Source organism: Achromobacter spanius, assembly GCF_002812705.1.
GTDB lineage: Bacteria > Pseudomonadota > Gammaproteobacteria > Burkholderiales > Burkholderiaceae_B > Achromobacter > Achromobacter spanius.
The window spans coordinates 2,650,538-2,668,540 of the sequence record NZ_CP025030.1 but is presented as its reverse complement, the minus strand read 5'-3'; the positions used below and the strand labels follow the sequence as shown (position 1 = coordinate 2,668,540).

Sequence of the window (18,003 nt, the reverse complement as noted above, 5' to 3'; positions counted from 1 at the left end):
ACGACCTTTTCCACGACACCGCCATGCCCATCGAACCTTCCAGCGCCACAGCAAACCCCGCCCCCAGCGCGGACGCCTTTCTTCAGTTTTTGGTCAACCTGGTGAACAACGGCAGCCAGCTTGAAAGCATCGGCGTCACGTTGCAGATGGGCGGGATGCTGGTGTCCGGGTCGATTGTGTCAGGCGCGGAATATTTCGACCGCTTCGCCGCCAGCTTCACGGGATCGCTTAACACGCTGGACGCCGACACGCGCGACGGCGTGCGCCGTTCGCTGGCAGAACTGGGCGATGTTTTCCGCGTGCCTCAGCCGGCGGATCCGCTGCCCAATTACATCCACCTGGCCGATGCCTTGTTCTTCATGGCCGACGGCACGCCCGTTTCAGGACAGCCGACGCTGTGGCGTGGCCGTACCAGTTCGGTAGATGGTTTCATTCTGGGCCGCCTGCAATCCGAGGCCAGCAGCTAGACGTCTTCAACGCCGGCAAAGCGTGTGGTGGACGCATTGAACGACCGCCATGCGTTGCTGTCGGCTTGAAGCCAGATCCCCAGGCATTCGGAACTGAGCGGCGCGGACAAGGCGCCGCCTCGGAAGAGAAGATCGCTGTGCAATCGCATCCAGGCGAAATCCCGAATGTCTTCCACGCCGCCCGCCACCACATGCAAGTTGGCGCTCCAGGCACGTTCCATCAAGGTAAAGAAGCGGCCTTGCAGCGCGCGGTTTTCGGATAAGCCAAGCGGGACTTGCACATGCAGGCCGTCGGCACGCAAGGTGCCATGGCCGGTTGACTTGCTTCGGCTGGCGCTGGGCAGCAGACGCGCGCGCAGACGGGCCTGGAATTCCGGATAACGCGCCAGCACTTCGGCGTGATCCGACAGGCGGTCCGTCAGGGGCAAGGTGAAAGTAATGCGCTTGGCGGGAATCAGCAGCGGCGGCGCATCGTCGTAGCGCGCGTGCTTGTTGACCCACACCGAACTGTCCAGCAGGCCGATGCCCAGCTCGCCGCACAGGCGTTCGGCCAGGTCGCCGGTCCCGCGCACATCCAGCGCGTGCTCGTAGGATAGTTCGATGGGCGTTTTGAAGTGCTTGAAGAAGGCTACGCCGGCCAGCAGGCCCGCGCCCTGCCCAACGGGGTTCAAGCCACTCCAGGGAGACGGCCGGCAACGTCCGATGACGGCGTATTCATGGACTTGACCCTGCGCCGTGAACACGGGTTGAAAGCGCAGCGTGATGGACTCTTCGGACAGAGCCCAGGAGCGGGCGTCGTCTTTCATGGCGTGACCCGAAGGTTGAGGTGCGCAGGAGGGCGGATCCGGGTCAATATCATGCTGTTCTCGATTAACGTCTAACCGCCGTGGTGACGCAAGCCACCCGACGTGTGAACCCGCCGCGCTGCAGCATCTTGGCGAAGTCCGGTATCTCACGAATAGTGCCCAACGCCGTCGGCCAAAAGAACAAGAAATTTCTTAATTACCCTGGTTGACCGTGCATGCACGACAGCCACTTCCGCGACGTTCGCGGATGACCTTCAGAGTCGGTATCTGGGGGCGGAATTCACCCGTTTTTACGCTGTACCCCACTTTGAGATTCTTCTTATTCTCTGGGTAAGCAGGTGTTTCTACCATGCGTCAAATGCTGGTAGAAGACCATGGCGCTCCCGCCCTAGAACCCCAGGCCGCGCCGCGCGCCGCCTCCTTGTTGCTGCACTTTCTTGCAGTGGCGCTGCTCGTCTGTATCGCGGCCGGCGCCACCCTTTACCTGTATTGGGCGTTCAGCAACGTGGTGTCCAACTACCGACGCCACATGAACGCCGCGGCCTACGAAGCGCAGCACTTCTTCGACCAGCGCGAATCCCTCTTGCGTTCCATCTCCGCCTCCGCGGTGCGCAATACCAACCAAGACCCCATCAGCAAAACCCCCACCCATTTTGGCAAGACGGGTCAAGTGGAAGTGTTGCCGCTGCAAGAAGGCCCGGACGCCTACGACTGGGCGCTGGTGCTGACCCCGCGCGATTTGCGCCGCATCGCCCAGGCCAACACCCGCATCGTCTACAGCGCGCTGCGCCATGCCAATACCATGCCGGTGGGTTCGCATGACCAGCCTGCCTCGCCGGGCATTCCCCCTTCCATCCAGCAATGGCTCGCCCTGACCCTGGCCGACGTGCAGACCCGCGCGCCCACCAAGGGGCTGCCCCCTATTGTCTGGCTGCATCCGCCGCACGACACCGTCAAGCGCCTGTTCCTGTTCACGCCTCTGGATGCCGTCCACCCGGAGGCTGCGTGGATCGGCCTTGAGGTCCATGGGGTGGAATCCGCCATCAGCGCGCCGCGCTCGGGCGCGGGCGACTACGTGCTGTTCGACGAAATGAGCCGGCCGGTGCTGCGCAGCGCGGGCGCGGGCACCACCAACCAGGCCTTGCCGCACACCACCCGAGAAGATGCGTTTGGCCTGCAGGGCAAGGGTTGGTTGCCCGACTACCTGGTGCTGAGCAAATCGGTCGGCGAAGATGGCTGGCGGCTGGTGTATTACACGCCGATGGCGCACGTGCTGCGCGACAACGCCCTGGCCTTCCAGACCGCCGCCATTGCGTCCTTGTTGCTGATCATCACGGTCATCTTGCGGGTGCGCTACATCCGCCGTCGCCTGGTGCTGCCCGCGCTGCGCCAATACGAGGCCTTGGCCGACAGCGTGTCGCTGAACCGCAAGCTGATTGAAGTGGCGCCCGTGGGCCTGTGCCTGCTGCGGCGCTCGGACCGCGCGGTGGTGCTATCCAACGACATGGCGCGCCGCTGGTTCCAGGGCACGCCGGGCTGGCGCACTGACATCCTGTCATCCCACGGCGACGAGGCCGGCCGCGAACACCGGCTCAACGATGGCCGCACCGCCTACCTGAGTTTTGCCCCCACCACATACCGTGGCGAGGCGGTGGTGCTGTGCGGCATCAGCGACATTTCCGCGTTGAAACGGATCGAGCAATCCTTGCTGCAGGCCAAGCGTGACGCCGAAGCCGCCAACCAGGCCAAGACGGTATTCCTGACCACCATGAGCCATGAGATCCGCACGCCGCTCTACGGCATTCTCGGCACCCTTGAACTGTTCTCGCTGACCCGCGTGAGCGGTCAGCAGGCGCAGTACCTTGAAACCATCCAGCAGTCATCGGCGACGCTGTTGCGCACCATCAACGACACGCTGGACCTGTCCCGTATCGAGGCCGGCCACACCGTGCTCGAACGCGCTCCCTTTTCCCCCGTTGAACTTCTGAACAACGTCGTGGCCAGTTTCGCGGCGCGCGCACACGCCAAGGGCGTACGCAGCTATGCCGTGGCCGATCCCGACACTCCTCCGGCCGTGATCGGCGACGCCACGCGCATCCGCCAGATTCTCGACAACCTGGCCAACAACGCCATCAAGTTCACGGATTCCGGGCAGATCGTATTGCGCCTGAAGGTCAACAGCCGCAACCGCGACAGCGTTGACCTGTGCTTCCAGATTGCCGACACCGGCTCCGGCATCGCGCCCGAACATCAGGCCCGCTTGTTCGAGCCGTACTACCAGGTGGACGCCGACACCTGCGTGACGCTGCCTGGCACCGGACTGGGCTTGTCGATCTGCAGAAGCCTGTCGGACATGATGAATGGCAGGCTCAACGCCGTCAGCGAACCCGGCCTGGGCACCAGCATTACCTTCGAGGTCCGCCTGCCGCTGGCGCCCGAAGCCCTGGACACCGCCGCCCCCGAGCTGGACGACACGGTCGTCTACGTGCAGGGCGCGGTGCCTGAAATCGTTCATAACTTGTGCGACTGGTTGCGGCGCTGGGGCGCGGTCGGGCTGCCCTACCCCGCCAACGGCGTGACGCCCTCCGAACCCGCGGTGCTGCTGCAGGCATGGCCGCACGCGCAGAAGATCGCCAACTGGATCGGCCCGCAGGTCATCGTGCACCCGCCGGGCCTGCGCCCACGGGTAGAAGACAGCCACCGCAACTGGTTCGCAAGCGCCTACAACCTGGCCGGCATCCACCATGCGGTGCGCCTGGCCCAGGGCGGCGCGGCGCGCAGCACGTCGTTCGATCCCAAGGCGGCGCCGGAAGTCCTGGGCTTGAAGATATTGGTCACGGAAGACAACCCCATCAGCCAATTGATCCTGCGTGAACAACTTGAGCACATGGGTTGCACCGTGGTCTTGGCCGGCAACGGCCAGGAAGCGCTGAATCTGCCCGACCTGATGCATTTCGACGCCGTGCTGACGGACCTGAACATGCCCTTGGTCGACGGCTACGAGCTCACGCGCATTCTGCGCAAGCGCGGCCACGATCGGCCCGTTCTTGGGGTCACGGCAAACGCGTTTCCCGACGAGCAGCGGCGCGGCATGAGCGCCGGCATGACCAGCCTGCTGGTCAAGCCGCTGCCGCTGACCATCCTGCGTCAAACGCTGCAAACGGTTAAAGAACTCCGGAGTTGACGATGCTTTCCGTGTACAAGGTCCTGGTCCTGGACGACCATGCGTTTCAATGCGCGCAAATGCGCAGCCTGTTCCTGGAGGCCGGCTTCGAGCACGTCGACATGGCGAATTCGGCCCATGAGGCGCTGGAGATGGTTCGCCAGCATTCCTACCAGTTGGTGTTGATGGACCTCAACATGCCCGGCATGGACGGCGTGCAGTTCATCCATGAATTGGCCCGGCTGCAATGCAACCCGATGCTGGCCATCACCACGGCGTGCTCGCGCCGCATCATGAACAGCGTCAGCCTCATGGCCAAGGAAAAGGGCCTGTCCGTGATCGCGGCCTATACCAAGCCCGTCACGCGCGAGCAGGCACTGGCGCTGGCCCGGCGGCTATGCAACGAAAAGCTGGATGGCACCTTGCCGCAAACGCTGCCGCTGCTGTCCACGCCTCTGTTTGACCGCCACACCCTTGAAAAAGCCCTGGCCACCGGCCAGATCCAGGCGTGGTTCCAACCCAAGAAAGCGCTGGCGACGGGCCATATCGTTGGCGCGGAAGCGCTTGCCCGCTGGCATCACCTTGAATTCGGCTTCATGCTGCCGGCCTCGTTCCTGGGTGCGGTGCGGCATCACGGGCTGGACCATGCCCTGCTCATCCGGATGCTGGACGATGCCCTGGCCGCCTATCTTGATTGGCGTCGCCTGGGGTTCAGGATGCCCGTGTCGGTCAATCTGCCCACCCGCCTGCTGGATCAACCTGACTTGCCCGACCAGCTTTACAATCTGGTCGCGCAGCGCGGTGTTCCCTTCGAAGATGTCACCTTCGAACTGCTGGAAGACGACACCACATCGGTACCCGGGCACTACTATATGGGCGCAAGCCGGCTACGCTTGAAAGGCTTCGGTTTGGCGCAGGACGATTTCGGCAAAGGATACAACTCGATGTACACCCTGATCTCCACGCCGTTTACCGAGTTGAAGATCGACCGCGCCTTTGTCAGCGGCGCCGCGACAGACGGCGTACGCGCCGCGGCCTTGCTGTCTTCCGTGCAATTGGGCCGCCAATTGGGGCTGCAAGTCACCGCCGAAGGGGTGGAAAACACAAAAGACCTGGAGTTTTTACGCGAGATCGGCTGTGATTTCGCCCAAGGCTTCCTGATATCCGCTGCGGTCAACGCCCATGACTTCACCGATTTGCTGGCTGACGAACCCCGCCCGTACGCCACCCACCCGCTATAGGATCCTTACCCGCGTATGCAGGAAACGCCGTTTAGCAGGATTGCACGTACCTCGCGCCGGCTGAATATCGCGCTGTTCGGCATTCTGCCCGTCGCGCTCATCATGATCGGCGCCCTGCTCTGGGGCGCCCAGCGCATCATCAAGCAGGAAGAAGACCGCCTGTTGATGGACTTCGCCGTTCTTGTTGGATACATCCGCGAGCAAGAAGGCTTTCTGCTTCAGTTCCGCAAGGAAAACCAGCGCCTGGACGGGCGCGCGCCCATTGAACACATCAAGTTGTCCACGCCGCTGGATTCGACCCGACCGGGCCTGCGCATCTATCGCGGGCAGCACGCGCTGGTGGCCATGCCGTTTTCGCTGTTCTGCAATTACCCGTCGGAATGCCCCGTGGCCAATAGCCCCGTGTCGGCAGCGGCGGGCTACTTCGCGGATTTCTACAGCACGTACTGGGCGAATTCCTACTTTCCGGCAGCCGCCGCGTTCCTGGTGAACCGCACGGACAGCCTGGGCATTGCGGTGCCGGCCATCAACGTCAAGCCGGGCTATGGCGAGCCGCTCAGTGAAGACACCCTGCTGCTGGTCAATGACGCCGTGCGCACGCGACTGGCCCCGGCAACGGCCGACGACGCCTCGACGATGCCCTCGTCCGGCACGCCCGGCGTCGCCGCGGCCGACGGGCAGATCCTGTGGGTTTCTCCGCCCGGGCTGCCCGATCGCATGATGGGGCTGCTACACGCCGGCTTTTCCGACGCGGCATGGACCAACCGCGGTGGCGGCGCACCGGATGTCTACGTCGCCACGCTGCTCAGCCGCGCGCGGATCAACATCTATGACCGCGCGCTGCCCTCGATCCAATACGACGGCTTCTGGCTGACCCATCGCGACATCGGCCTGATGCTTGGCGACGGCCCCCTCCCCGCCACCGGCGAAAGCGGCCTGAGCGCCACGCGCGACGGCCTGATCCTGAAAGTGTCGGACCCGACCAGCATCTGGACCGCGTACTACCGCGTCAGCTATCGCAATTTTTTCGAAGACAACCTCTGGCTGCCGATCACCGCCGCGCTGCTGTTGCTGCTGGGCCTTGCCGGCGGCATCGGCTACCAGCGCTGGTACACCCGGCGCGTGATCGAGCCGGCGCAAAACGCGCACCGCGACATCGCCGAAAGCGAAGAATTCAACCGCACCCTGATCCAGACCGCGCCCATCGCGCTGTGCGTACTGGCGCGTGCAAATGGCGACGTGCTGTTCGCCAACAGCCTGGCGCTGGAATGGCTGGGCGCCGCCACGGGCCAGGGCTTGCGCGATTCCCCCGCCGCCCGGCCGCTGCTGGACCAGGTGCTGACGGCCTCTGCGCCCGGCACCATCGAAACCTTCCACGCCGACGATGGCCGCCCCTTGTACGTGGCCTATTCGCCCACGCGCTACAAGAAGCAGGATGTGGTGCTGTGCGCGTTCGCGGACATCAGCGCACGGGCCGAAATCGAACGCGCCCTGGCGCAGGCCAAACGCGACGCCGACAAGGCCAGCGAAGCGAAGTCCACCTTTCTGGCCACCATGAGCCACGAGATCCGCACGCCGCTGTATGGCGTACTGGGCACACTGGAGCTCATGGGCATGACCGAACTGAATGCCGAGCAGCGCCAGCACCTTGAGCGCATCCAGAATTCGTCGGTGATCCTGCTGCAACTGATCAGCGACATCCTGGACATCACCAAGATCGAATCCGGGCAACTGGCGCTGGAATCCAGCCAGTTCCGGCCGCGTGAACTGGTGGAAAGCTGCGCACGTTCATTCGCCGCGCTGGCCCGGCAAAAAGGCCTGTTGCTCTTTGCCTGCGTGGACGGCTCGGTGGCGCCATGGGTCACGGGCGACGCCGTTCGTATCCGGCAGATTCTCAGCAACCTGCTCAGCAACGCCATCAAGTTCACGGAGTCCGGCCATGTCATCGTGCGCCTGCACGGCTCGGACCGCGCCGACGGCACCCAAGTGCTGGCCTTGCAGGTGGTGGACACGGGCATCGGCATCGACAAGGAAGACCAGACCCAGCTTTTCAGCCCCTTCTACCAGATCGACAGCGCCAGCCATACCGTGCGCGGCGCGGGCATCGGCCTGTCCATCTGCGCCCGGCTTGCCAAGCTGATGGACAGCCATATCCGCGTCACCAGCGAACTGGGGCTGGGCAGCAGCTTTTCGCTCGAGCTGGCCTTGCAGCCGGCCGACGGCCCGCCCGTGGACGAGCCCGACCTGCACGGCATCCGCATCTACGTGCGCAGCCCGCACCGCGAGCTGACCGACAACGTTTGCCAGTGGCTGACCCGCTGGGGCGCCGACGCCCAGCGCGCGCCCGAACCCCTGGGCCGGGGTGAACCCGACGACGTGTTGCTCGACATCCTGGGCCCCACCGACGTCGCGCCCGCCAACTGGACGGGCCACTTCCTGTCGGCGGGCGATCCGCGTGAGGCTGCCGTCGGCGCGCCGGAACGAATCGACGGGCATGACCTGGACAGCATCGGGTTCGGTATTTCGCGCCTGCTGCGCGGCGATCCGCCCGTACCGGCGCCCGCCCCCAACGCCCTCATGGATCCGCTGGATTTGCGCGTGCTGGTAGCCGAGGACAACCCCATCAACCAGGCCACGCTGCGCCACCAACTGGAACAACTGGGCTGCACCGTCACGGTGGCGGGTAACGGCGCGGACGCGCTGTCGATGTGGAACATGGCCACCTATGACGTGCTGCTGACCGACGTCAACATGCCCAAGATGAACGGCTACGAACTCACGGGCGAACTGCGCTCGCGTGGCTACGCCCAACCCATCATCGGCGTTACCGCCAACGCCATGCGCGACGAGGAAGCACGCTGCATGGCCGCGGGCATGAACTCCTGGCTGGTCAAGCCGATTGAGCTGAGCGCCTTGCGCCACCACCTGGGCGGCATCACGCGCGTGCGCGCCAAGATGCCCGACGTGCCCGCGGCGTCCGATATTCCGGAGGTACTGGATGTGCAGGATCTGCCGGAAGTGCCGAACGTGCCGGACGAGCCCTACGTGTCCGACGAGTCACCCTACAAGGACGCGCCGCCCGTGCCTGTCGACGCCACGCCCGAGCCGCTGGTGCCCGAGAAATACCGCCGCCTGTTCCTGGACACCATGGACACCGACCTGGCGAATCTTGACCAGGCGGTCACCCGCCGCGACGTGCTGGTTGCGCTGCAAACCATGCATCGGATGCGGGGCGCCTTGGTCATGGTGAAAATGACTACCTTGTCATCGGACTTTCAGGCCGTTGAGGCCAAACTCAGGCGCGACGGCGGGGACGATGAGGTGTTTCAAGACGTGGTCAGGCTGACGCACGAGCTCAGGAACCTGCTGGCTCAAGTTTGAGTCTTGGTACAGAATGACCCCGACAACCTCCACGATCACCCTCCGGCGCCCCCGAATGGAACGACTCCGAATAGTCCTCGCCGACGACCACCCGCTGGTCCTCGCAGGCATGCGCGATTTGCTGGAAAAAGATCTCAGCGTTGAAGTCACGGCGCTGCTGGCCAGTCCCACGGCCTTGGTCGAACACTTGACCCACGACCTGCCGCACGTGGTCATCACCGACTACTCCATGCCTGGCGACGAAACCTATGGCGACGGCATCCGCCTGGTCAAGTTCCTGACGCGGCGCTTCCCGAAAACGCAGGTGGTGGTGCTGACCATGGTGTCCAACCCCATGATCATTTCCGCCCTGTATGACGCGGGCGTGGCCGCCGTGGTGCTCAAGCGCGACAACCTGGCTGAAATCGTCACGGCCCTGCACACGCTGCAAGCCGGCCGCAAGTACTATCCCCCGGGATTCCAGCGCGATGGCACGGTGGATTCGCGCAGCAAATTCATTGGCGAACGCATCAACAGCCTGTCGCCCAAGGAATTCGAAGTGCTGCGCCACTTCATCCGTGGCGAATCCATGATGCAGGTGGCCGAGACGCTCAAGCGCAGCGTCAAGACGGTCAGCGGCCAGAAGATATCCGCGATGCGCAAGCTGAACGTGCAGACCGACCAGGAACTGGTGGCGTTCTGTGTGGAAAGCGAAATTTTTCAATAGGTTTTCAGTAGGCACACCCGAGACACCCCGCATGACGCAAGACGTATTTGAAGCCATCACCGGCCAGGAAGTAGACCGCCAGGCCATGCTGGCCCTGATTGAGAACGCGGCCGGCCAGGCGCTGTCGTTCCACGACTGCGATTTCCAACACGCCGATTTTTCCCGCCTGGATCTGCGCGGCGCGCGCTTCACGGCCTGCGCCATTGCCGGTGCCTCGTTCCAGGGCGCCACGCTGGCCGACACCACCTGGCTGCGCTGCCGGGGCGGGCAGGCCAACTTCGCGTCGGCGGATGCCAGCGACGCCACCTTCCAGAACTGCGATCTGAACAACGCCAAGTGGCACCGCGCGCGGCTGGCCGGCGCCCGCCTTCAAGGCTGCAAGCTGACCGGTTCCGACTTCGATGGCATCGCCTGCCTGGGCTGGACCGTCGAAGAATGCCTGCTGGTCGGCGCGCTGCTGCGCGGCGTGTCGTTTCGCAAAACCAACATCATGCAGTTGGACTTTTCAGACGCCGACCTGGCCGGCAGCGATTTCCGCGACGCCGTCTTCCACGGTGGTAGCCTGCGCAACGCCAATCTGAAAAACGTGCGCTTTGAAGGCGCCGACCTGCGCGAAGTGGACTTGAGCGGCCTTGACCTGACCGCCGCCGCGCGCCTGGCCGGCGCCACCATTTCCAAGACCCAGGCGGCCACCTTGCTGGCCGAACTGCGCATCAGCGTGCTCTGACGCGCAGCCGAATTCCGAATCCTATTTTCCAACTACGGCCGGCGACGCAAGAAGCGCTGTTCCACCACCACGCTGCCCCACTGCCGGCCTTCGGATTCGTCCGTCAGGACAAAGCCCGCGTCTTCGTACAGATGGCGCGCGGCGTCCAGCCCCTTGAAGGTCCACAGGTAGGTCTCGCGGTAGTGCGCGTCAGCAAACGCAAGCGCGCGGGCAAGCAAGTGGCGGCCAACGCCCAGGCCACGCAAGGACTCGTCCACGATGAACCAGCGCAGATGCGCCTGGCCGATAGCGGGATCGCCATCGATCACGATGGATGCCAGCGTGCGCCCATTTTCCGCATACAGCCACATGCCCTTGCCGTGGTCCGGCAGCGCCTCTGCAAACGCCGCCAATTCCGTGGCGACCTTGCGTTCGAAGTACACGCCAAAGCCCGAAGCCTGCGCGTAGTAACGCGCATGCAGGCCGGCAACGTCGCCGATGCAGCCGGGCACATAGCCTTCGATGATCTGCTCGCTGATGGCGGCGGTGGAAGGCGCCAGGTTGGGGTTCTCGCGCGAGAGCGCATCGGCGTACAGGGACATGAAGCGGATCAGCGATTGCTGGTCGTCCGGCGTCATCCGGCGCAAGGCATGCGACACCTGATCCGTGGCGAACTGGTCGATGCGGTCACGCAAGGCCAGCCCCGCCTCGGTCAGGGTCAGGCGCGAAGAGCGCGCGTCCTCGGGGTCCACCTCGCGGGCCACCAGGCCGGCGGATTCCAGCTTGGCCAATTGGCGGCTGGTGTTGGATTTGTCCAGCCGCAGGATCACCGCGAGATCGCGCGCCTGGATGCCCGGTTGCAGGCCCACTTCAATAATGGCGTGGACGGCGGACGGCGCCAGTTCGCTGCCGGCCAACGAGGTCCGCATGAAGCCCAGTTCGCGCACCAGCTTGCGGGAAAACTCCCGCAGGTCGCGGATGGTCTGTTCACGGGATTGGGAGGGAAAGTCGATCAAGTCCATGGGCGCGCCTATCAGTTGCGGTTCGCAACCAATGTAATTGCGAGGCGCAACTAAAGCAAGCACCGCGACGTTCACCACCCCATCAATCGACTTTCCTGGACCTCTGAACCGTCACCTCGGTAAGCGGCGCGGGCGGCTTGCGATGAAACGGCACCTTGCGCAGATACAGGCGCAGCGCCTGCCAGTGAATGCGGAACACCACGCCCAGCGTCATGAACGGCATGGCCGCCAACGCGCGCAACAGCGCGCCGGCGGCAAGCGGCACGCTCGCGCCGCGAATCTCGGTGTGCAGCAGCGGCTGCGCCTGCTCAGGGTCATCGAAATAATCAATGCTGGCCATCTGCGTGCCACCGACGCTTTTGACGCGAAACCGGTAGCGGCCCGTCACCTGGCAAAACGGCGATACGTGAAACGCCTTGTCGCTATGCAGCGCCTGCCCGTCATGGATCACCCCGCCGTCCGGCGCGCGCAGCACGTACTGATGGCGCTCGCCAAAGGTGTTGTTGACCTCGGCCACCAGCACGCGCAGATGGCCGTCGGTGTCATGCACCTGCCAGAAGCTGACCGGGTTGAACACATGGCCGAACACGCGCGGAAAGCACTGCAACCACACCGCGCCCACGTCGATGTCCGCGCCCGCCATCTCCAGCCGCGACCGCAACCACGCCATGGGGTCGCCGCCGTCGCGCGCGCCGTGGTCGGAAAAATGAAAGGCGACCGGACGGCGGCGGTTGACCCCGAACAGCCAGGACGCGCGGCCGTCGTAGCGTTCGGCCTGGTCGATGCGCAGCCGCAGGCAGAACACCGGATACGTAAAGCGGTGCACGACCGGGCGGGTGCGTACATGCAGCACCCGCGCGCGCATCAGTTCGATCAGGCCGGCGCCGGGCAGGGTGCGGTTCATGTTGCATTGCCCCACGGCGGGCTGACGCCGAAGTCCGCCGCCACGCGAATGGCCGACGCCAGCCCATCCTCGTGAAAGCCATACCCCGCCCACGCGCCGCAGAACCACACCCGCGCGCGGCCCTGGATGTCGGGCAGCCGGCGTTGCGCCTCGACGGCATCCGCATCCAGGATGGGGTGCTCGTACTCGTAGCGGCCCAGCACCGTGTCCGGCGCAGGCGCGCGCTGCGGGTTCAGCGTCACGACCACGGGCTGCTTGAAAGGCAGCGGCTGCAACACATTGAGCAGGTAGCTGACCGACATGGGCGCATCCGCCGTGGGGCCGGCCAGGTAATTCCAGGCCGACCACACCGAGCGGCGGCGCGGCAGCAGCGCGGTGTCGGTATGCAGCACGGCCACGTTGGGCTGGTAGCGCACGCGCGACAGCACCTCGCGTTCCGCTTCGCTGGCATCCAGCATCGCCAGCGACGTCGGCGCATGGCAGGCCAGCACCACGGCATCAAACCGGTCGACGTGGCCGCTGGTGCGAACTTCCACGCCATCGGCCAGCCGCTTGACGCTATGCACCGGGCTGGACACCCGCACCTGCGCAATGCGCGGCAACATCGCCTCGACATACCGGCGCGCGCCGCCCTGGACCGTTTTCCATTGCGGCCGCCCCGCCACCTGCAACAAGCGGTGGTTCAGGCAGAACGACAAGAAGCTGCGGGCCGGTTGCGCCAACACCATGCTGGGCGGCGTGGACCAGATGGCGCCGGCCATGGGCAGCAGATACCAGTCGCGCATGGCCTGGCCATAGCCTTCGGCGTCCAGCAGATCGCCCAGCAGCGCGTGCGGGCCGCTGCGTGCCAGGTAGGCGGCGGCGTTGCGGTTAAAGCGCAGGATGTCACGCAGCATGCCCAGGAAGGCGGGGCGCAGCAGGTTGCGGCGTTGCGCGAACACCGTGCCCAGATTGGTGCCCGCCCACTCCAGGTCGGGCTGCGTGAGCGATACGCTGAACGTCATGTCGCTGGCGTGCACCGGAACCGCCAGGTGCTTGAACAGTTGCACCAGGTGCGGGTACGTCAGGTCGTTATGCACCAGGAAGCCGGTGTCGACCGGGTGGCTGACGCCGCCGACCGTGGCGTCCACCGTATTGGTATGCCCCCCGACGCGGTCGTCCGCTTCGAACAAGGTGACCGAGAACTTTTCAGACAGCAGCCAAGCCGCGCCCAGGCCGGCGATGCCGCCGCCGATGACGGCGACGCGGCTGCCGGGGGGAACAGGGACAAAAGCGGGACGCGGCGGGACCGGCGTAAAAGCCGGCGTTGCATCGGAGGCGTTCGACATCGGGGTCATCACGGCCGCTGGAAGTTCGTGCGCGCGGCGTCGATCTTCGCGTGGCAGACGCAGCCGCTCATGTGGTCGTTGACCATGCCCACCGCCTGCATGAAAGCGTACATCGTCGTCGGCCCCACAAACGTCCAGCCGCGCGTCTTCAAGGCGCGCGACAGGCCGGCCGATGCGGCTGATGCCGGGTTGCCGTTCCAGTAGGCCAGGTCCACCGTGTGGGGGCGTTCGTCCGCCTTCGGCTCGTGCCGCCATAGCCACGCCGCCAGCGAACCCGTCTCGTCCGCCAGCGCCACGGCGCGCCGCGCGTTGTTGATGGTGGATACGATCTTGGCGCGGTTGCGCACGATGCCGGCGTTGCCCATCAGGCGCTCCACGTCGCGCTCGGTATAACGCGCCACGCGCTCGAAATCGAAATCGTCGAAGGCGTCGCGAAAGGCCTCGCGCTTGCGCAGGATGGTGATCCACGCCATGCCCGCCTGAAAGCCTTCCAGGCAGATCTTTTCGTACAGGCGGCGGTCGTTGCCCACGGGCCGGCCCCATTCGTGGTCATGGTAGTCCGGCATGGACGGCTGCCAGAAGCAGCGCGGGTCGCCCTGCGCGTCCAGGATCAGGCCCGCGGATTCAAGGGCACCTGCTTCCAGTGCCCCGGCGTCTTGCTCCCTGGCCGCCACGTTGCCCTCAACGGTCATCATTGCCCGCCGGGAACCGGGCAGCTCATGTCGCCTTCCTCGCACTTCAGATAGGCGCGCAGTTCTTTGGTGCGCGCCTGCGTCAGCGTGTCCAGGCATTGGCTCAGCACCATGGGGTAAACACTGCCGCCCGTGGTGCCGCTGGACGAGAAGGCACATTCCGCATCGCGAAAAAACAGCCACGCCTTTTGCGCGCTTTGCAATTGCGTGGTCTTGGTGGTGTCGTCTTTCAGACGCTTCATGACCGTCCGGTAGGCGTCGTTCAGGTCCGCGTCCGATTTGCGGTAGGCCTGGTCGGCGCACAGGTTCATGTCAGTCTGCGTGGCGGCGTTGCCGCAATTGATCGGCTGCAGCCGCGGCTGCGGCTGCGACTGCGCCTGCACACTGGCCGCGAGCAGCACCGCAGTGGCGGCGGCCGTGGCGATCACGATACGCATGGGCGTTTCTCCTGGATGTCTGTGATGGGTTCGACGGGAAAGTGTCGCATGGATAGGCCCTTGCGCGCATGCCGCCCGAGCGCGGGTGACCTAAGATAGCGCCCATGAAGATTCAATTGCTATCCGACCTGCACCTGGAAACCGACCCCACTTTCCTGGCGAGCCCCATCCCCGGCGCCGACCTGCTGGTGCTGGCCGGCGATATCGGTTCGTACCGCCAGGGTTCCAAGCTGACCAGCAACGATTTCGGCCTGGGTAGCTACGCCCCCCGCAACGGCTGGCCCACGCCCGTGGTGTTCGTGCCCGGCAACCACGAATACGACAATCTGGATTTTGACGACGCCCACGACCGCCTGCGCGAGCTTTGCCACGCGCTGGACATCCAATGGCTGGAACGCGAAACCTGTGTCGTCGACGGCGTGCGCCTGGTCGGCACCACGCTGTGGACGGATTTCGACGCGCTGGCCGCCGACAGCGACCCCATCGGGGTGGCCTTGGCCAAGCGCGCCAAGGCTTTTCGCGCCGCCGACTTCTATCTGGAAAAAGCGCAGATGCGCCGCCATGGCGCGCCCTTCATGGCCGAACAAATGCGCGAACAGGGCCTGGCCTGCCAGCAATGGCTGCGCGACGCCCTGCGTGCGCCGTTCGACGGCCCCACCCTTGCCATCACCCACTTCGCGCCCACGCTGGCCAGCGCCGACCCGCGCTACGGCGTCACACCGGGCACGGCGGGCTTCTGCAATGCACTGGACGACCTGCTGCCGCTGGCCGACTGCTGGATGCACGGCCACCTGCATTGTGCGCACGACTACGTCAAGGACGGCTGCCGCGTCGTCGCCAACCCGCTGGGCTATGCCAAGAAAGGCGAACAGGCCGACTACGAGCCTGATCGCCTGTGGGAAGTGCCCGTCAGAACTTGAGGCGGGCGCTCAAGGCGTAGGTGCGGAGCTTCCTGTCCCATCGCCATATCCCTGCCGCCCATGAAAAAGCCCGCGCTGCGGCAAGGCGCAACGCGGGCTGAACACGGCAGCGCCGAGATCAGGGCGCCGGGTTCGGATAGCGCGTGTGGATCGCGTCGATCGCCTTCAACACGTCCGGCGACAGCGTCACGTCCACGCTGTCGATGTTTTCCTTCAACTGTTCCAGCGTCGTCGCACCAATCAGATTGCTGGTGACGAACGGGCGCTGGTTCACCCAGGCCAGCGCCAGGTGCGTGGGCGACACGCCATGCTCGCGCGCCAGCGCCACGTACTCGGCGGTGGCGGCTTCGGCCTGCGGATTGCTGTAGCGCGTGAATCGCGTGTAGCGCGTCAGGCGGGCGCCTTCGGGGCGGGCGCCGTTCAGGTACTTGCCGCAAAGCATGCCCATCGCCAGCGGCGAATACGCCAGCAGGCCCACCTGTTCGTGGTGGGTAAACTCAGACAGCCCAATTTCAAACACGCGGTTCAACAGGCTGTAGGCGTTCTGGATCGATACGACGCGCGGCAGATCCTGGGTGTCCGCATGGCGCAGGAACTGCGACAGGCCCCACGGCGTTTCGTTGGACACGCCCACGTGGCGGACCTTGCCCGCGCGCACGAAATCCTGCAACACGGACAGGGTTTCTTCGATCGGCACGGTGTGCTCGTCTTCCACCCAGGGGTAGTTCAACTGGCCGAAGGTGGCGGTGGTGCGGTCCGGCCAGTGCAACTGGTACAGGTCCAGGTAATCCGTCTGCAAGCGCTTCAGGCTGGCGTCCAGCGCTTCGGTCAGGTTCTTGCGGTCCAGGAAGGTCTTGCCGTCGCGGATGTGGCCGGGGCGCTTGGGGTCGCGCACTGGGCCGGCCACCTTGCTGGCCAGCACGATGTCCTGGCGGCGCTTGCTGCGCGCCAGCCAGGTGCCGATATAGGTTTCGGTCAGCCCTTGCGTTTCGGGCTTGGGCGGCACGGGGTACATCTCGGCCACGTCGACCAGGTTGACGCCGCGCGACAGCGCGTAGTCCAGTTGCTGATGGGCTTCGGCCTCGGAATTCTGCTCACCCCAGGTCATGGTGCCCAATCCAATCAGGCTGACATCCAGGTCGGTACGGCCGAGTTTGCGGGTTTTCAAGTTCTGCTCCGTGCGGGTCTTCAGAGGGGAAAGCCGACACCTTACTCCAAGATGTTGGCGTTTCGCTGACAGCCATCGGGCATGTCAGATCTTGCCGCCGCCAGGCAATCCGCATACGCTGGCGACTGTCCGACGGGGAGCGCCATGCTCAGGAACTTCAACGAGTCTTATCTCTTCTTCATCGGCGTCATCGTTCTCCTGGGCGTCATCGAGCTCTGCTTCCGGCTGGGCCGCAAGCAGCGCAAGCCGGCCGACGAAGCGCACAAGACCCACATCACCGCACTGCAAACCGCCCTGCTCGGCCTGCTGGCCTTGCTGCTGGGCTTCACCTTCGCCATGTCCGTCACGCGGTTCGAGGCGCGCAAGAACCTGGTGCTGGAAGAGGCCAACGCCATCGGCAACGCTTACTGGCGGTCCCAGTTGATTGCCCCCGCCGCCCGCGAACAGGTGCCGCGCCTGCTGCTTGAATACATCAACGCCGCCCTGGAACTGCACGACGCCGAAAACGACACCGCCCGCTTCGACGCCGCCAACGTCACCACGCGCCGCATCGAACGCCAGATCCGCACCATCACGGCCGCCAACGCCGACAACCCGCCGGCCATCGCCACCATCATGTTCATCCAGGCCATCAACGAGATGGCGCAAGTCAACGAAAAACGCCGCGTGGCGCTGGAAAACCATGTACCCGAACCGGTGTTCTACCTGCTCTTCATCGTCAGCATCGGCTCGGTGGGTTTCATCGCCTACGGCACCGGCCTGCACGCCCGCAGGCGGCTGACATCAACCGGCCTGTTCGCCGCGTTGATCGCGCTGGTGCTGACCTTCATCGTCGACATCGACCAACCCGGAACGGGCGTCATCCAAGTCAGCCAGGAAAGCATGGAGCGCATGCAGAAGACGCTGGAAAGCGAGTTGTAGCGGGCGCGGCGAGCGAGGACGAATCGCTCAAAAAGAAAAAGGCCCCTGACGGGGCCTAGTTCAACCTGCTAATCGGACCTCTTGATTATCGTCACGCTTGGGTGACAACCCTCTTGGGGCGGGGGCAACGCACGACTTTCG

The 18,003-nt window shown here is 64.8% G+C and carries 15 protein-coding genes; 8 read left to right on the top strand and 7 right to left on the bottom strand.

Features of this window, described 5'->3' with window-relative positions; genetic code table 11:
- Nucleotides 1–23: 23 nt before the first annotated feature.
- Nucleotides 24–467 (top strand): gas vesicle accessory protein GvpU, encoded by a 444-nt coding sequence (gene gvpU, locus CVS48_RS29475; protein WP_172616198.1) that lies wholly within the window; start codon nt 24–26, stop codon nt 465–467.
- Here the strand turns inward: gvpU and CVS48_RS12050 are convergent.
- Entirely contained in the window at nt 464–1,273 is an 810-nt protein-coding gene (locus CVS48_RS12050) for a hypothetical protein (RefSeq protein WP_100854661.1), read from the bottom strand. The genes gvpU and CVS48_RS12050 overlap by 4 nt on opposite strands.
- Before the next feature lie 349 nt (nt 1,274–1,622).
- On the opposite strand from CVS48_RS12050, the gene CVS48_RS12045 reads away from it, so the two are divergent.
- From CVS48_RS12045 to CVS48_RS12025, 5 genes are read left to right on the top strand one after another with little or no spacing between them, the layout of a single operon-like run.
- The gene (locus CVS48_RS12045) at nt 1,623–4,457 is read left to right on the top strand and encodes an ATP-binding protein (RefSeq protein ID WP_318269956.1); all 2,835 of its coding nucleotides are present in this window, start codon (nt 1,623–1,625) and stop codon (nt 4,455–4,457) included.
- A 2-nt stretch (nt 4,458–4,459) separates the two neighbouring features.
- Complete coding sequence (locus CVS48_RS12040; RefSeq protein WP_100854659.1) at nt 4,460–5,677, top strand: EAL domain-containing response regulator; 1,218 nt, start codon at nt 4,460–4,462, stop codon at nt 5,675–5,677.
- A gap of 15 nt (nt 5,678–5,692) precedes the next feature.
- Nucleotides 5,693–9,058 carry a hybrid sensor histidine kinase/response regulator gene (locus CVS48_RS12035; protein WP_100854658.1) on the top strand — a complete coding sequence of 1,122 codons (3,366 nt, stop codon included), beginning with the start codon at nt 5,693–5,695 and terminating at the stop codon, nt 9,056–9,058.
- Nucleotides 9,059–9,113: 55 nt separating this feature from the next.
- Nucleotides 9,114–9,764 (top strand): response regulator, encoded by a 651-nt coding sequence (locus tag CVS48_RS12030; RefSeq protein WP_100854657.1) that lies wholly within the window; start codon nt 9,114–9,116, stop codon nt 9,762–9,764.
- Nucleotides 9,765–9,795: 31 nt separating this feature from the next.
- Nucleotides 9,796–10,491, top strand: coding sequence for a pentapeptide repeat-containing protein (locus tag CVS48_RS12025; protein ID WP_100854656.1), 696 nt, complete (start codon nt 9,796–9,798; stop codon nt 10,489–10,491).
- A 32-nt stretch (nt 10,492–10,523) separates the two neighbouring features.
- On the opposite strand, the gene CVS48_RS12020 is transcribed toward CVS48_RS12025, so the two are convergent.
- From CVS48_RS12020 to CVS48_RS12000, 5 genes are all read right to left on the bottom strand, one after another.
- A complete protein-coding gene (locus tag CVS48_RS12020) occupies nt 10,524–11,492 on the bottom strand; it encodes a bifunctional helix-turn-helix transcriptional regulator/GNAT family N-acetyltransferase (RefSeq protein ID WP_100854655.1) in 969 nt (322 codons plus the stop codon).
- 82 nt (nt 11,493–11,574) lie between these two features.
- On the bottom strand, nt 11,575–12,396 hold the full coding sequence (locus tag CVS48_RS12015; RefSeq protein WP_242001301.1) for a DUF1365 domain-containing protein: 822 nt from the start codon (nt 12,394–12,396) through the stop codon (nt 11,575–11,577).
- Nucleotides 12,393–13,724 carry an NAD(P)/FAD-dependent oxidoreductase gene (locus CVS48_RS12010; RefSeq protein WP_100857617.1) on the bottom strand — a complete coding sequence of 444 codons (1,332 nt, stop codon included), beginning with the start codon at nt 13,722–13,724 and terminating at the stop codon, nt 12,393–12,395. Before CVS48_RS12010 ends, CVS48_RS12015 begins: the two co-directional genes overlap by 4 nt.
- Nucleotides 13,725–13,732: 8 nt before the next feature.
- Nucleotides 13,733–14,290, bottom strand: coding sequence for a DNA-3-methyladenine glycosylase I (locus CVS48_RS12005; protein WP_419191459.1), 558 nt, complete (start codon nt 14,288–14,290; stop codon nt 13,733–13,735).
- 125 nt (nt 14,291–14,415) lie between these two features.
- On the bottom strand, nt 14,416–14,853 hold the full coding sequence (locus CVS48_RS12000; protein ID WP_100854653.1) for a lysozyme inhibitor LprI family protein: 438 nt from the start codon (nt 14,851–14,853) through the stop codon (nt 14,416–14,418).
- 104 nt (nt 14,854–14,957) lie between these two features.
- On the opposite strand from CVS48_RS12000, the gene CVS48_RS11995 reads away from it, so the two are divergent.
- Nucleotides 14,958–15,773: a metallophosphoesterase gene (locus tag CVS48_RS11995; RefSeq protein ID WP_100854652.1), complete on the top strand. Its 816-nt coding sequence runs from the start codon at nt 14,958–14,960 to the stop codon at nt 15,771–15,773.
- 118 nt (nt 15,774–15,891) lie between these two features.
- Here the strand turns inward: CVS48_RS11995 and CVS48_RS11990 are convergent, their stop codons facing one another.
- The gene (locus CVS48_RS11990; RefSeq protein ID WP_100854651.1) at nt 15,892–16,941 is read right to left on the bottom strand and encodes an NADP(H)-dependent aldo-keto reductase; all 1,050 of its coding nucleotides are present in this window, start codon (nt 16,939–16,941) and stop codon (nt 15,892–15,894) included.
- 144 nt (nt 16,942–17,085) lie between these two features.
- Here CVS48_RS11990 and CVS48_RS11985 point away from each other — a divergent pair, with 144 nt between their 5' ends.
- On the top strand, nt 17,086–17,862 hold the full coding sequence (locus tag CVS48_RS11985) for a bestrophin-like domain (protein ID WP_100854650.1): 777 nt from the start codon (nt 17,086–17,088) through the stop codon (nt 17,860–17,862).
- Nucleotides 17,863–18,003: the final 141 nt, after the last annotated feature.